The organism is Roseospira navarrensis (assembly GCF_009601025.1).
Lineage (GTDB): Bacteria > Pseudomonadota > Alphaproteobacteria > Rhodospirillales > Rhodospirillaceae > Rhodospira > Rhodospira navarrensis.
Genome location: NZ_WIVE01000086.1, coordinates 1 through 13332, shown reverse-complemented (window position 1 = coordinate 13332; position 13332 = coordinate 1). Strand labels below are relative to the sequence as shown.

At 69.6% G+C, this 13332-nt stretch carries 12 protein-coding genes and 1 pseudogene; 2 read left to right on the top strand and 11 right to left on the bottom strand.

The annotated features are described in order from the left end of the window. Window positions 1-244: 244 nt before the first annotated feature. The 4 genes from GHC57_RS17410 to GHC57_RS17395 form a co-directional block, all read right to left on the bottom strand. Window positions 245-1597, bottom strand: a complete 1353-nt coding sequence (locus tag GHC57_RS17410; protein WP_153346623.1) for a c-type cytochrome — start codon at window positions 1595-1597, stop codon at window positions 245-247. Between the two features lie 14 nt (window positions 1598-1611). After that, window positions 1612-2214, bottom strand: a complete 603-nt coding sequence (locus GHC57_RS17405; RefSeq protein ID WP_153346621.1) for a NapC/NirT family cytochrome c — start codon at window positions 2212-2214, stop codon at window positions 1612-1614. A 150-nt stretch (window positions 2215-2364) separates the two neighbouring features. Further along, window positions 2365-3657 carry an NAD(P)/FAD-dependent oxidoreductase gene (locus GHC57_RS17400; protein WP_153346619.1) on the bottom strand — a complete coding sequence of 431 codons (1293 nt, stop codon included), beginning with the start codon at window positions 3655-3657 and terminating at the stop codon, window positions 2365-2367. A gap of 11 nt (window positions 3658-3668) precedes the next feature. Continuing rightward, window positions 3669-4283 (bottom strand): c-type cytochrome, encoded by a 615-nt coding sequence (locus GHC57_RS17395; protein WP_153346617.1) that lies wholly within the window; start codon window positions 4281-4283, stop codon window positions 3669-3671. Window positions 4284-4597: 314 nt separating this feature from the next. Between GHC57_RS17395 and GHC57_RS17390 the strand changes: the two genes are divergently transcribed. Next, window positions 4598-5869: a DNA/RNA non-specific endonuclease gene (locus GHC57_RS17390; RefSeq protein WP_153346615.1), complete on the top strand. Its 1272-nt coding sequence runs from the start codon at window positions 4598-4600 to the stop codon at window positions 5867-5869. Here GHC57_RS17390 and GHC57_RS17385 read toward each other — a convergent pair. Genes GHC57_RS17385 through GHC57_RS17375 form a run of 3 tightly spaced genes read right to left on the bottom strand, consistent with a single transcriptional unit; the run spans window position 5854 to window position 7275 of the window. Beyond that, complete coding sequence (locus GHC57_RS17385; protein ID WP_153346613.1) at window positions 5854-6102, bottom strand: hypothetical protein; 249 nt, start codon at window positions 6100-6102, stop codon at window positions 5854-5856. The two genes, GHC57_RS17390 and GHC57_RS17385, sit on opposite strands and share 16 nt — an antisense overlap. 4 nt (window positions 6103-6106) lie before the next feature. Further along, window positions 6107-6256, bottom strand: a complete 150-nt coding sequence (locus tag GHC57_RS17380; RefSeq protein WP_153346611.1) for a hypothetical protein — start codon at window positions 6254-6256, stop codon at window positions 6107-6109. A 17-nt stretch (window positions 6257-6273) separates the two neighbouring features. After that, window positions 6274-7275, bottom strand: coding sequence for an ArsR family transcriptional regulator (locus GHC57_RS17375; RefSeq protein WP_153346609.1), 1002 nt, complete (start codon window positions 7273-7275; stop codon window positions 6274-6276). A 159-nt stretch (window positions 7276-7434) separates the two neighbouring features. Between GHC57_RS17375 and GHC57_RS17370 the strand changes: the two genes are divergently transcribed. Continuing rightward, window positions 7435-8178: a LexA family transcriptional regulator gene (locus GHC57_RS17370; protein WP_170294947.1), complete on the top strand. Its 744-nt coding sequence runs from the start codon at window positions 7435-7437 to the stop codon at window positions 8176-8178. 537 nt (window positions 8179-8715) lie between these two features. On the opposite strand, the gene rnd is transcribed toward GHC57_RS17370, so the two are convergent. The 4 genes and pseudogenes from rnd to GHC57_RS17350 form a co-directional block, all read right to left on the bottom strand. Next, complete coding sequence (gene rnd, locus GHC57_RS17365; RefSeq protein WP_153346605.1) at window positions 8716-9978, bottom strand: ribonuclease D; 1263 nt, start codon at window positions 9976-9978, stop codon at window positions 8716-8718. A gap of 114 nt (window positions 9979-10092) precedes the next feature. Next, window positions 10093-10614 carry a translation initiation factor IF-3 gene (gene infC, locus GHC57_RS17360; RefSeq protein WP_153346602.1) on the bottom strand — a complete coding sequence of 174 codons (522 nt, stop codon included), beginning with the start codon at window positions 10612-10614 and terminating at the stop codon, window positions 10093-10095. A gap of 73 nt (window positions 10615-10687) precedes the next feature. Beyond that, window positions 10688-12655, bottom strand: coding sequence for a threonine--tRNA ligase (gene thrS / locus GHC57_RS17355; protein WP_153346600.1), 1968 nt, complete (start codon window positions 12653-12655; stop codon window positions 10688-10690). A 486-nt stretch (window positions 12656-13141) separates the two neighbouring features. After that, window positions 13142-13332, bottom strand: a pseudogene (locus GHC57_RS17350) (IS110-like element ISEc32 family transposase); the annotation flags it as partial.

The following is a 13332-nucleotide window of genomic DNA, read 5'->3' as shown; positions in this document are numbered from 1 at the left end:
GAGCCCTCCTCGCCAGCCAGTGGACCTGTTACCCATGTTGCCGGTCTATTCTGTTACCTAGGTAGCCGGTCTGTACCCCGATATAACCCCTCCCCCACCCTCCCCATTCCATGGGGAGGGAGTCCGGTCGGCGCTGCATGGACCGGGACTCCTCCCCCATTCATGGGGGAGGTCGGGAGGGGGTTCAGGCTCGAGGCGCGACGCCAGAGGAGGACGTCTGGTCCACCGGGATTCCGCGATGACCCTAGCGTTTCCGGGTCGGCAGCGTCTCGGCGAAGGACAAGATGCCGGCCGCCGTCTCGATCCCCATGGCGCGCACGGGCGGCATGTCCTCGCCGGGGTGGCCGTTGAACACGCTGTGCAGGGCGTGCTTGGGGGTGCCCGTCACGGCGCGCCCCACCGGCGGCATGGTCCGCACCGCGCGGCCGTCCGACCCGTGGCAGGTGGCGCAGATGGTCTGGTAGTGCCCTTCATAGGCCGCCGCATCGGCCAGGACATGGCCGGTGTCCGGATGGATCCAGGGCGCCATGTCGATCTGCCCCCGGCTGACGAAGGTCGCAAGATCCATCAGGTCGCGGCGGCTGAGCAGGCGGCCGAACCCATGGGTCTCGTCGGTCAGGACGGCCATGATGTCCTCCGGCGGCGCCCCGTCCATGCCGTGGATGCCCGCAAAGGGCGGCGGCGCCCCGCCGATGGCCACGCCGTCGCGGCCCCGGTAATCCCAGCCATGACACGAGGCACACCGCCAACTGTGCGCCTGGGCGCGCTCCAGCGCGGCCCCGCCGGCGGACTCCGCCTCCGCGCGCCGGTCCTCCGGCCAGGCCGGGTGCCAGCCCTCGGGTACCGCACGGCCGGCCTCCACCGACCAGGTGTCGTACAGCCGCCCGCCGCGCACGATGGCGGCGATCAGCGGCCGCGCGGGCAGGGCCTGCATATAGGCCAGGGTATCGGCCAGATCCGCGGGATCCAGCACCCGCAGCGGCGGCATGCTGCCGTTGGGGTGGCCGTTCATCATGATGTGCAGGGCGTGCCAGGGCTCGGCGCGGCTGAAGGGGCCCAGCGGCGGCATGTCGGTGACGTCCATGCCCTCCGACCCGTGGCAGCCCGAGCAGATGGACTGGAAGAACACCCCGCCGGCATCCGGATCACCCTTCGCCCGGCCCGACGACAGGTCGATCCACTGCGTCATGTCCATCTGTCCGCGCGAGACGAACAGGGCCAGATCGCCCAGATCCGTTTCGTCCATGTAGGTGCCGTAGCCGTGGGTCTCGTCCGTGAGCACGGCGACCACGTCGCCGGGGTCGGCCCCGATCATGCCGGTCAGCGGCCCGCCCTCGGCCCAGGGCACACCCTGGTAGTCCCAGCCGTGGCAGGAGACGCACAGCCCGGCGCCGGTGGCGGCCGCCCCCGACACGTCCGGGCGCGGCAGGTGGGAGATGTGGCGCGCGTGCAGGTCCAGTTCGGTGCGCCAGTCGTCGTACAGGCGCCCGCCGCGCGCGATGGCGGACTCGACCTCGGCCGCCATCGTGGACAGGGCCGGCGCCAGGATCGTGCCCAGCCCCGCCAGCGCGGCGGCAGCCAGGGCGAGGCGGGTCATGCGTGCCGTGCGTCTCACCCGTCGTACCCCTCGGGCAGGTCGTGGACGATCCCCTTGTGACACTCGATGCAGTGCCGCCCTTCGGTCATGGCGTCGGGATGCTTGATCTCGGCGCGCCGGCCCTGCTCGCGCAGGTCCATGGAGTCGAAGGCATGGCACGATTTGCACTCGCGCGACTCGGTGGCCTCCATCTTGGCCCAGACGCGCTCGGCCATCTCCAGACGACGGGCCTCGAACTTCTCGGGCGTGTCGATGGTGCCGAGCAGATGATGATAGACGTCCTTGGAGGCGATGATCTTGGCCATCACCTTGGGAAAGAACGGCTCCGGCACGTGGCAGTCGGCGCATTCGACGCGGATGCCGGTGCGGTTGGCGTAGTGGATGGACGTCTTGTACTCGGCGTAGGGGCCGACTTCCATCTCGTGGCAGGAGATGCAGAACGCGGTGGTGTTGGTCGCGGCGGCAAAGACGTTGAAGCCGCCGTAAGCCCCGCCGAGCACCACCAGGGTGCCGAGCACGAAGATCACCGTGCTGGTGACCGACGCGAAGGGATTGCGCCACAACCGGCGGAACAGACCCCGCCGAGGGGGCTTGGAGGAGGGATCGGGCCGGGACATTGGACCTCCTGCAGCGGGTCGCGAATCGGGCCGGAGCGCACGCCCGCAGTCTATCAACAAAATCTAATGGAATGAATGAAGATCGGCCGATGGAGAGACGGGCGGACCCGTCCGGTGTCCGCCCGTCCTTCCACGTCGCATGACCGCCGTTTATCCCCAGATGTCGGCCTTGATGTTCTCGAACCAGCTGTGGGCGTAGAACATCTCGCGCCGGCGCGACTCCGGCCCGGCATCCATGGGCGAGACGCCGCCGGAGCCTTCGACGGGCTTCAGGGCGTTTTCGAAGTCGTCATAGGCGTACACGGCCGCCACCGAGAAGCCGTGGTCCGGCCCGCCGATGGAATAGCAGGCGTTGGCCAGATGCGGCACCGGGGGTTCCTGGCCCATGGCCAGCGCGAGGGCACCAGCGGCCGCCGCCTTGCCCTGGGAGTTGGCGCTGGAGCCGGACTTGGGCATGGACGCGGCCACCGACGAATCGCCCAGCACATGGACGCCCTCGACCACCAGCGACTCGAACGTGCCCTTGTTGACCGGGCACCAGCCGTCCTCGACCAGCCCGGCCGCATGAGCAATCGCGCCGGCGGTCTGGGGCGGGATGATGTTGACCACATCGCCCTTGAACGTGCCGGCCACGGCGGTGACCTCCATGGTCGCCGGGTTCACCCCGGTGACCGTGCCGCCGTCCGCCTTGGGCACCCACTCGATCATGCTGTTCTCGGTGCCGTAGCCGTAGAACGTCTCCCACGCCTGTTCGAACAGGCCCTGCTTGGAGAACTTGTCCTTGGCGTCGAGCACCAGGATCTTGGACTTCGGCTTGTGCTGCTTCAGGTAGTTGGCGATCAGGCTGATGCGCTCGTAGGGACCGGGCGGGCAGCGGAAGGGGTTCGGCGGGGCGCTCACGATGACGGTGCCGCCATCCTCCATGGCCTCAAGCTGGGCGCGCAGCAGGGTGGTCTGCGGCCCGGCCTTCCAGGCGTGGGGCATGACCTCGGCGGCCTCGGCCGAATAGCCCTCGATGGCGTCGTAGCGGAAGTCCACGCCGGGCGCGACGATGCAGCGGTCGAACGCGATGGTCTCGCCGCCCTGGGTGGTGACCGTCTTCGCGTCCGCGTCGATGCCTGTGGCCTTGTCCTGCACCAGCGTGATGCCGTGCGCCCGCATGGCCGACATGGGCACCTGCAGGGTCGAGATGTCCCGGTCGCCGCCGATCACCTCGTTGCTCATGAAACAGGTGGTGTAGGTGGCGTTCGGCTCGATCACGGTGACCCGGGCATCCGGGGCGAAGCGCCGGATGTACTTGGCCGTGGTGGCGCCGCCCGGCCCGCCGCCGATGACGACGAAGCTGGGCGCGGCGGCGCGGGCGATGTGGGGCAGGCCGACCGTTCCCAGCAGGGTGGCGGTGGCCGCGGTGGCGCGGAGAAATCCGCGACGGGTGCTCTGCATGTCCGCCTCCCTCAGTTCACGCTGGCGTAGTAGTTGAGGATCTTCGTAAAGCCCTCGCGCCCCTGCGCATCCATCAGGTCCCGGAACTTGCGCGCCTGTCGGCGCTCCATCTCGCGGTGCTCGTTCAGGAAGTCGTCCACCGAGAATTCCATGTAATAGAGCTTCTGGCCCGCCAGGATGCCCACACCCTCGCCCTCTCGCCCTTCGTTCTCGTGGCAGGACTCGCAGTACTCGGCGGCCAATTCCTTGCCTTCCGGAATCATGGCCACGTTGATCCAGGGCTGCGGCAACCGTTCGAACGGCTTGCTGCCGAAGTACTCGGCCAGGGCCGTGATCTGGTCGTCGGTATAGCCCCGGGCGATGCGGCCCATCACCGTGCTGGGATTGGCGTCCTCCTGGTAGGAGGTCATCATGTACTCGAACTGCTCCACCGGCAGGCCGGAGATGGACGGAATGGCCGCCCCGACGCCGTTGCCGTCGGTGCCGTGGCAGAAGGTGCAGGCGCCGGCCATCACCTCGACGTCCATCTCCGCCGCCTGGGCGGGCGCCGCCAGAGCAAGCCCCCCGGCCAGCAGCAGGGCGGCCGACAGCGTCGTGCCGCCCCACCCCCTCGCGCGTGTTGTCATCCTGAAGTCTCCCCGTGTTCCTTGATGCTTGGCTCCGCACCTTTTCCGTGTGCCCGCAGGCCACATGGGCGGTTGTTCGTTGCTGGACAACGTCCAGGTACGAAACAAGATTTCAAGGACCCGCCAGCTTGTCAAGGCAATGGTTTAGCGGTTTCTAATTCGACGATGACGGGGAAACCCACATGGCCGTTGGTGGGTTGAAAAACTTTCATCGCCTTCGGTGTGAGGAACCTGTTGGATTGTCCAAGAAATTGGGGACCAATGCGGCATGGGCCGGCGCCCCTGCAGGCGTCTCAATGGGGAGGCATCGCGACATGTCAGGCTATGATCCGGAGTTCCTGGGCGCGGACCTGCCGGTGCCCCTGCCGGGGTTCTCGGCCGCGCTGGACGGGCTGGTGCTGCGGGTTCCGACGCTGGACCGCGAGGTGTTCGCGCATTACGTCAACTATACCGTGGCGATGAACCGCCAGCCGCACCGCCGCTCGGCGGTGTTCGCGGCGCTGAACATCGACCGCATGCGGCTGCGCCCTGTCAGCCGGTCGGACCGCTGGCGCATCGACAGCCGAATCGGCGCCGACTTCCAGCTCGACAACGCCTATTACCGCGACAACCCCTGGGACCGGGGCCACCTGGCCCGGCGGGCCTCGGCGGCCTGGGGCGACTCCAACGCGGCCGCCGGGCGGGCCTCGGACGAGACCTTCTATTACGCCAACGCCGCCCTGCAACACAGCCACTACAACCAGGACGAATGGCTGGCCCTGGAAGAGTGGGTGCTGGGCATGGACGGCGTGGCCGAGGGCCGCGTCAGTTCCTTCAGCGGCCCCATCTACGACGCCTTCGTGCGCAGCATCGAGCCCGAGGGCCGGCCCGTGGCCACGGTGCCCTCGGCGTTCTTCAAGGTCTTGTGTTTCCGCAACACGGCGGGCGGGCTGGAGGTCCGGGCCTTCGTCATCGAGCAGGACACGGCCGCGCTGGCCGACCGTCGCGGCCGCACGCGCTACGACCACCAGCGCTATCAGGTGACGGTGGCGGAGATCGAGGCCCGCACGGGCCTGCTGTTCCCGGCCATCGTGGCGGAGGCCAACCCGCTGTTCTTCACCCGCCCGGCCGAGGACACCCGCCCGGACATCGCCCGCCTGCCCGACACCCAGTTCCCGGAAGCGCGGGAGGTGGACGACGCCCACGAGGTGCTGGGGCCGGGGGCGGACCGCACCGAACTGGCCGACGACGAGGTGGACGTGTTCCTCGCCGCCGCCCTGGTCAATCCGGCCGGCGACGAGCGGGCCGGCGAGTGGGTCTCGATCATCAACCTGTCCAACCACGCCGTGGATCTGGCGGGCTGGCAGCTCAGCGACACCCGGCGGCCGCGCCTGGGGCTGTCCGGCACGCTGGGCCCGGGCGAGGCGATCCGCGTGCAGCCGATCCGCCCCCTGATGCTGGCCAATTCCCGCGCCGGGGTGATCGAACTGTACGACGACACCGGGCGGCGCATCGACCGCGTGCGCTACACCGAGGCGCAGGCCAAGGCCGAGGGCCGCCCGGCGATCTTCGCATATCGGGAGACGGAGGCCTATCGAGGCCCCTGAGGCTCGGCCTGAACCGGCTCGGCGCTGTCCGGGCAGGCGATCAGCGGCGCGCCGCCGGTCAGGGCGTTGCGGGCCATGGTCTTGCCGGTCTCGGACACGGTGGCGCAGTACAGGCCGGCGGCCCCCATGACCGCGCCGGGAATGACGGCGGCGGGCAGGCAGCCGCCCAGGACGAGCGGCAGGGCGACCAGGGCCGCGGCAAGAGGGACACGGACACGGATACGGTCGGGCATGGCGTCATCCTCCGATCAGGGGCAGGGCGAGAGCGAGCGCATCGGCCAGGGACAGGCGGCCGGTGGCGACGGCGGCCGCCAGCGCCAGCAGGGCGGCGATGGCGACGGCGGCGGCGGGCCAGGACCAGGCCCGGCGCGGGGAACGAAGCGGCATGGGGGCGTCCTTCCTGGTCAGGCGTGAACGGGGGCGGTGGACGCTGCGCCGAGGCGCGCGCGGGCCGTCTCCAGACCCATGGCCAGGATCGCGGCCCCGGCCTCCGGGCCCTGGGTGAAGCGCGCCGGGGCCGCGCCGCCGGGGGCGCGCGGCCCGCGTCCGGCGTGGCGCGTGGCCAGATCGGCGCGGCCCAACTCGTGCAGCGTTTCCGGCATCAGCAGCGGATCCAGCCCGGCGCGGAAGGCCAGCTCGGCCGCCGGGCGCGGGGTGTCGTCCAGCGCCAGCAGCACCCGTCGGGCGAGCGGACTGATGGGGGCCTGCCCGGTCAGGGGCGTGCCGCCGCGCACCTCGCCGGCATAGGCGGGCGGAACCTTGCGGCCCTTGCCGGCCGCCAGGAAGGCGGCGATCTGGTCGCGCTCGTGCTCCGGGCGGTCGGGATCGTTGGTCACCAGATCCCGGCGCATGGGGCCGGGCTCACGGCGACGGACCGGCGCGGCCGGGGGACGGGCAGCCGGCGCGGACGCCTCGCCCACCGACGCCTCCGCCACCCGACCGGCCGCCTTCAGCCGGCGCAGGCGGTGCCGCACGCTGGAGGGCGTGCGGCCCAGCCGTGTGGCGATGGTGGCGAGGTCCAGGCCCTCTTCGGCCAGGCGCACCAGGATGGCGTCGGAGCCGTTGCCCCAGCCGTCGCTGTAGGCCGCCCCGGCGCGGGCGTGACCGCCGGCGCGGGACCAGTCGGTGCGCGCCCCGGTCTCCAGGATGGTCACACGACGGCGCTGGCCGTCCGATTCGACGGCGATGAGCCCGGCCCGGCGCAGCACCTCCATGTGCTTGCGCACGCCGTCCGGACTGGCCAGATCGAGCGCGTCCATCAATGCGAAGTTGCTCGGACAGGGCGCCCCGGTGCCGGCGGCCCGCAGCAGCCGATCAAACAGCAGGCGGGCCTGCATGGGCAGGTCGGCGGAGACCTTTGGGGCGGGGGCGGGGGCGGCGACGGGCGCGGAAACGGCATGGAACATGAGCGGCGATCCTCACGGGGGAGCGGGCGGGGAACGCGGGGCGGCGAGCCCATCTGGATCCGCAGCCCGTTTGTTCGTGGTACGTTCTCCCCAAAAGGTGCAAAACGAACCGCGCCGGTCAAGTGGAAATACGGATCGGACCGTGGTACGATGTCCGGCATGGACACCGCCGCCGACAGACTGCGCCGGGCCCGCCGCCAGGCCGGCTTTGCCACCGCGACAGACGCGGCGCTGGCGCTCGGCTGGAATCCGAACACCTACAAGAGCCATGAGAACGGGACTCGGGGCCTGCGCGGCCCCATCCTGGAGCGGTACGCGCGCGGATTCGGGGTGTCGCCGGCCTGGCTGCAGTTCGGGCCCGCGCCCGATCGGCCGGCGTCGGTACAAAATGAACCCGATCTGCCGCCGGGGTTCGGCGAGGAGTCGTCGGCGGTCCGCGATGCACCCGAGTCGCCCGGGCGCGCGCCCGACGTGGACCTGGCCCACCCGCGCACCGAAGGGCTGGTGGGGGCGCGCGACCTGCCGGTCTACGGCTCGGCCCTGGGCGGACCGGACGGGGAAATGATCGTGAGTTTCGAGCCGATCGAATGGGTGCGCCGGCCCGGCCCGCTGGAGGGGGTCAAGGGCGGCTTCGGTTTCTACATGATCGGGGAGAGCATGAGCCCCGCGTTCGAGCCGGGCGACATGATCCTGTGCCACCCCACCCGGCCGCCGTTCGCGGGTCAGGATGTGCTCGTCATCCGCCGCCAGCACGACGGCCAGTGCGCCCTGGTCAAACGACTCGTGCGGATGGATGCGGCCGGCCTGCGCCTGCGACAGTTCAACCCGCCGCACGAGTTCGACGTGCCCAGCACCGAAGTGGTCAGCTTCCACCTGGTGGTGGGCAAGTACAGCCGGCGGTAGCGGGGCGCGCCTGGGTCTTCAGCCGGGCGGCCGGTCCGACGGCACCGGCGGCGCGATGCGGTATAAGATCAGCGGTGCGTGACTCCGACTCTCGCGGCCGCCTTCCCGTCATCCTGAGCCGCTGAAAGTGGCGAAGGATCTCGGGTGGGAGGGGGACTCCGGGCCGCCAGAAGCACGCCCCGGCGAGAGATCCTTCGGTCGCTCCGCTCCCTCAGGATGACCCCCTCTTTTTTGGGTCATCACGGATTTCCGGGGGACCAGACGGGCCCCACTGGCGTCGCGCTTCGAGCCTGAACCCCCTCCCAACCTCCCCCATGTATGGGGGAGGAGTCCCCGTTCACCAGGCGCCAGACGGACTCCCTCCCCATGGAATGGGGAGGGCCGGGGAGGGGTTGTCTCGGGTGGCCGCTGCGGCCAAGAAACCACGCGACCCCGATTTTCCGCGATGAACCGTTTTTTGGTGGGGCGCCGGTCCTGACGGGCAAAGCCTCATGCCGCAAGTATGACACCGTCCGGCCTATGACCGGGCGGCCAGGATCAGGGGCGCGCGGCCGCGTGGCCGTCGCCGGCGCCGTCCGTCGTCGCGCCCTCACCGTCCGCCCCGACCCTCTCGGTCTCGTCGGCGTCCTCGGTCTCCTCGCCCACCTCGACGGCCAGGGTCTCGACCCGCTTGCCGTCCTCGGAGACGGCAAGGGCCAGACGGCCGTGCTTCAGGTCCAGGGCGGCCGCGCCGAACAGCTCCCGGCGCCAGCCGTCCAGGGCCGGCACCCCGGCGTGATCGTCGGCGGCGATGCGCTCCAGGTCGGCGGACGAGGCCACCAGCTTCTGCGCGACGCCGGCGGCCTCGCACTTCATCTTCAGCAGCACCTTGAGCAGGTCGATGATCGGGCCCAGGCCCTGCGGCAGATCCTCGCGCGCGGGCGGCCGGGGCAGGCTGTCGAGCGGGCGCGAGCGGGCCCGCGCCAGCGCCTCAAGGATGTCGCGGCCGTGCCGTCCCTCGGCCATGCCGCGCGACATGGACCGCACCTGCGCCAGCGCCTCGATGGTCTCGGGGTTCTGCGCCACCACATCCAGCAACGCTTCGTCGCGCAGGATGCGCTGCCGCGGCAGGTCGCGCGCCTGCGCCTCGCGCTCCCGCCAGGCCGCCAGCTCGATGACCCCGGCGAGATAGCGCTGGGACTTGCCGCGCACCTTCAGCCGCCGCCACGACTCCATGGGGTCGGTCTCATAGGCCGCCGGGTTGGTCAGCAGCGCCATTTCCTGGTCCAGCCAGCCGGCGCGGCCGTTGCGCTCCAGCATGATCGCCAGCTTCTCGTAGACGACCCGCAAATGGGTGACGTCCGACAGGGCATAGGACAGGTGCTTTTGCGACAGCGGCCGACGCGACCAGTCGGTGAATCGCATGGTCTTGTCGATGCGCGCCTTGGCCAGCTTGTTGGCCAGCGTCTCGTAGCCCACCTGCTCGCCGAACCCGCAGACCATGGCCGCCACCTGGGTGTCGAACAGGGGGCGGGGCAACTCGCCCAGCATCTGGTGGAAGATTTCCAGGTCCTGGCGGGCGGCGTGGAAGACCTTGAGCACGCTGGTGTCGCGCATCAGGTCCTTCAGCGGCTCCAGGTCAATGTCCGGGGCCAGGGGGTCGATGCACCACGCCTCGTCGGGGCCGGCCACCTGCACGAGGCAGAGCTGTGGCCAATAGGTCTTCTCGCGCATGAACTCGGTGTCCACGGCGATGAAGCGGGCGCCGCGCAGGCGATCGCGAAAGGCGGAGAGGTCCTCGGTGGTCTGAATCAGCGACATACCTGCCTTCTAAACGCCGGGACGGGAGAAGACAAGACGCCGAACGGCGGGCGCCCCGTGGCCACCCGCCGTTTCCGTTTGCCGATGAGACGGTCGTGCGAACACGCGACGGTCCTACTTCGGGGCCATCACCATAATCATCTGGCGGCCCTCCATCTTCGGCAGTTGCTCGACCTTGGCAAGCTCCGCCATGTCGTCGCGCACCCGGATCAGCACTTTCATGCCCAGGTCCTGGTGCGCCATTTCGCGCCCGCGGAAGCGCAGGGTCACCTTGACCTTGTCGCCCTCCTTCAGGAACTTGTAGCAGTTCTTCATCTTCACAGCGTAGTCGTGTTCATCGATATTCGGCCGGAGCTTGATCTCCTTGACCTCGATGACCTTCTGACGCTTCTTGGCTTCGTTCTTTTTCTTCTGCGCCTCGTACTTGAACTTGCCGTAGTCGAGGATCTTGCACACCGGCGGATCCGCGTTCGGCGAGATCTCGACCAGATCAAGCCCGGCATCCATCGCGCGCTGCATGGCATCGCGCGCGGACACCACGCCGACGTTTTCCCCGTCTGCGTCGATCAGGCGCACCTGCGGCACCCGGATCGCTTCGTTGACGCGCGGCCCGTCGCGGGTCGGTGGCGCCGTCATGGGTGGTCTAGCTATGGGACTGCCTCTTTCGTTGTGTCAAACCTGGAAGTGAACGGCGCGACGGGGGCCTGGATCAGGCCACCTGATCGCGCTGATCGGCCCCTTCGGACTCCGACGCCAACCGCGCCAGATCCGGAGCCAAAGCCTGCATCCTGAGTGTATTCAGTGCGTCATCCAGCGCAAGAACTTCTTGACTGGAGCCGCCAAGCCGCCGCAGCGCCACGGTGCGCTCCTCGGCCTCGCGCTTGCCGACCACGACGATCACCGGGATCTTGGCGTGGGAGTGCTCGCGGACCTTGTAGTTGATCTTCTCGTTGCGCAGATCCGTTTCGACCTTCAGGCCGGCGCGCCCCAGGGCCGCCGCGACCTCGCGGACGTAGTCGTCGGCCTCGCCCGTGATCGTCGCGACCACCGCCTGAACCGGGGCCAGCCACAGCGGGAAGCGCCCGGCCGTGTTCTCGATCAGGATGCCCAGGAAGCGCTCGAACGTGCCCAGAATGGCCCGGTGCAGCATGACCGGCCGGTGCTTGGCGCCGTCCTCGCCCACGTACTCGGCGTCGAGGCGATCGGGCAGCACGAAGTCCACCTGCAGCGTGCCGCACTGCCAGTCGCGGCCGATGGCGTCGCGCAGCACGAACTCCAGCTTGGGGCCGTAGAAGGCGCCCTCGCCCGGGTTCAGCGTCCAGTCCAGGCCGGCGGCGTTCGTGGCCGCCTTCAGGGCCTCCTCGGCCTTGTCCCAGGTCTCGTCGGCGCCGGCGCGCACCTCGGGGCGGTCCGAGAACTTCACCGTCACCGACTCGAAGCCGAGATCCCGATAGACGCTCTTCAGCAGATCGCAGAACAGCTTCGTTTCCGAGACGATCTGATCCTCGGTGCAGAAGATGTGCGCGTCGTCCTGCACGAAGGCGCGCACCCGCATCAGGCCGTGCAGGGCGCCGCTGGCCTCGTTGCGGTGGCACGAGCCGAACTCGGCCATGCGCAGCGGCAGGTCCCGATAGCTCTTGATGCCCTGGCGGAAGATCTGCACGTGCCCCGGGCAGTTCATGGGCTTGAGCGCCATGACCCGCTCGTCATCCGTCTGGGTCGTGAACATGTTCTCGCGGAACTTGGCCCAGTGGCCGGAGCGTTCCCACAGCGCGCGGTCCACGACCGAGGGCGTGTTGACCTCCACGTAGCCCGCGTCCTCCAGCCGGCGGCGCATGTACGTCTGCACCGTGCGGTACAGCGTCCAGCCCTTGGGGTGCCAGAAGACGGCGCCCTGCGCCTCCTCCTGCAGGTGGAACAGGCCCATCTCGCGGCCCAGGCGGCGGTGGTCGCGCTTCTCCGCCTCCTCCAGCATGTGGAGGTACTCTTTCAGTTGCTTGTCCGTCGCCCAGGCCGTGCCGTAGATGCGCTGCAACTGGGCGTTGCGGGCGTCGCCGCGCCAGTAGGCGCCGGCCAGCTTGGTCAGCTTGAACGCCGTGCCCAGCCTGCCCGTGGACGGCAGGTGCGGCCCCCGGCACAGGTCCTTCCACGCGCCCTGACGGTAGACCGTGATGGGCTCGCCCGCCGGCAGGTCGGCGATGATCTCGGCCTTGTACTGCTCGCCGATCTCCTGGAAGTGGGCGATGGCCTCGTCGCGGTCCCAGACCTCGCGCACGATGGCCTCGTCGCGCGCGACGATGTCGCGCATGCGGGCCTCGATCTTCCCCAGATCGTCCGGCGTGAAGGGCTCGTTGCGGGCGAAGTCGTAATAGAACCCGGTCTCGATCGCCGGCCCGATGGTCACTTGGGTGCCGGGGTACAGCTCCTGCACCGCCTCGGCCATCACATGCGCGGCGTCGTGGCGGATCAGTTCAAGCCCGGCCTCGTCCTTGGCCGTGACGAGGGACACCGAGGCGTCCCGCTCGATGGGGCGGGTCAGGTCCCACATCTCGCCGTCCACCGTGCAGGCCAGCGCGGCCTTGGCGAGGCCGGGACCGATGTCGCGGGCGATGTCCAGGCCCGAGACCGGGCCGTCGAACTGACGTTGACTGCCGTCGGGCAGCGTGATGGCAACCATGGAACCAAACCTTCAGTCGGATCGCCGGGCGCCCCGGATAGCGCGCGGCAACGGAAATCGAATGGGCGGAGAGCGGCGGCCAGACCCGGGGCGGGAGGGGCGCGGCGACAGCAGCGCGCGCCCGGGGCGAGGCCGAGAGTGACGCATTACCCCCGGACGGGGGTTCGGGCGGTCATGGTCGCGCGGATGGCCCCGCCCGTCATGCGGGCGAACGCGGCATCGTGGAGCCTGGGAGCGGCGGGCGCGATCATGGCGGCGGTGCGTCTGTCGAAAAGGGTCAGAGGCCGTGCCCGGACAGGGCCGGGCCGACGCCCCTACCTTAGCCGCGCACCCGCCGATGTCAAGGCGCGCCGGCGGCCCGCGCAGGGCAAAGGGTCCAGGTTAACATGACGGCCTGTTCCGAGCTGTCGGAGCGGGCCTCTCGAGATCCCTCGTCTCGCTTCGCTCACTCGGGATGACGCACTAAAATTATAGGATGTCATCAACTCAGTTTGTGGCGGGTTCGGGCTGAGGCCGGAGGACCGCGTTTGCGATGGTGACGAGCTTTCTGGCAACGGCGAGGAGTGCGCCTTTTGGTGTCTTTTTGTTTTCGATAAGCCGTTCGTAGAAGGCCTTGAGGTCGGGGTTGTATCGCACGGCGGAGAGCGCGGCCATGAAGAGCTTGGATCGCAAGGCGC

Excerpts from the sequence above, each read along its gene's own strand:
- GHC57_RS17410 (WP_153346623.1), bottom strand. The coding sequence starts at position 1,597 with ATGACCCGCCTCGCCCTGGCTGCCGCCGCGCTGGCGGGGCTGGGCACG.
- GHC57_RS17405 (WP_153346621.1), bottom strand. The coding sequence starts at position 2,214 with ATGTCCCGGCCCGATCCCTCCTCCAAGCCCCCTCGGCGGGGTCTGTTC.
- GHC57_RS17400 (WP_153346619.1), bottom strand. The coding sequence starts at position 3,657 with ATGCAGAGCACCCGTCGCGGATTTCTCCGCGCCACCGCGGCCACCGCC.
- GHC57_RS17395 (WP_153346617.1), bottom strand. The coding sequence starts at position 4,283 with ATGACAACACGCGCGAGGGGGTGGGGCGGCACGACGCTGTCGGCCGCC.
- GHC57_RS17390 (WP_153346615.1), top strand. The coding sequence starts at position 4,598 with ATGTCAGGCTATGATCCGGAGTTCCTGGGCGCGGACCTGCCGGTGCCC.
- GHC57_RS17385 (WP_153346613.1), bottom strand. The coding sequence starts at position 6,102 with ATGCCCGACCGTATCCGTGTCCGTGTCCCTCTTGCCGCGGCCCTGGTC.
- GHC57_RS17380 (WP_153346611.1), bottom strand. The coding sequence starts at position 6,256 with ATGCCGCTTCGTTCCCCGCGCCGGGCCTGGTCCTGGCCCGCCGCCGCC.
- GHC57_RS17375 (WP_153346609.1), bottom strand. The coding sequence starts at position 7,275 with ATGTTCCATGCCGTTTCCGCGCCCGTCGCCGCCCCCGCCCCCGCCCCA.
- GHC57_RS17370 (WP_170294947.1), top strand. The coding sequence starts at position 7,435 with ATGGACACCGCCGCCGACAGACTGCGCCGGGCCCGCCGCCAGGCCGGC.
- rnd (WP_153346605.1), bottom strand. The coding sequence starts at position 9,978 with ATGTCGCTGATTCAGACCACCGAGGACCTCTCCGCCTTTCGCGATCGC.
- infC (WP_153346602.1), bottom strand. The coding sequence starts at position 10,614 with ATGACGGCGCCACCGACCCGCGACGGGCCGCGCGTCAACGAAGCGATC.
- thrS (WP_153346600.1), bottom strand. The coding sequence starts at position 12,655 with ATGGTTGCCATCACGCTGCCCGACGGCAGTCAACGTCAGTTCGACGGC.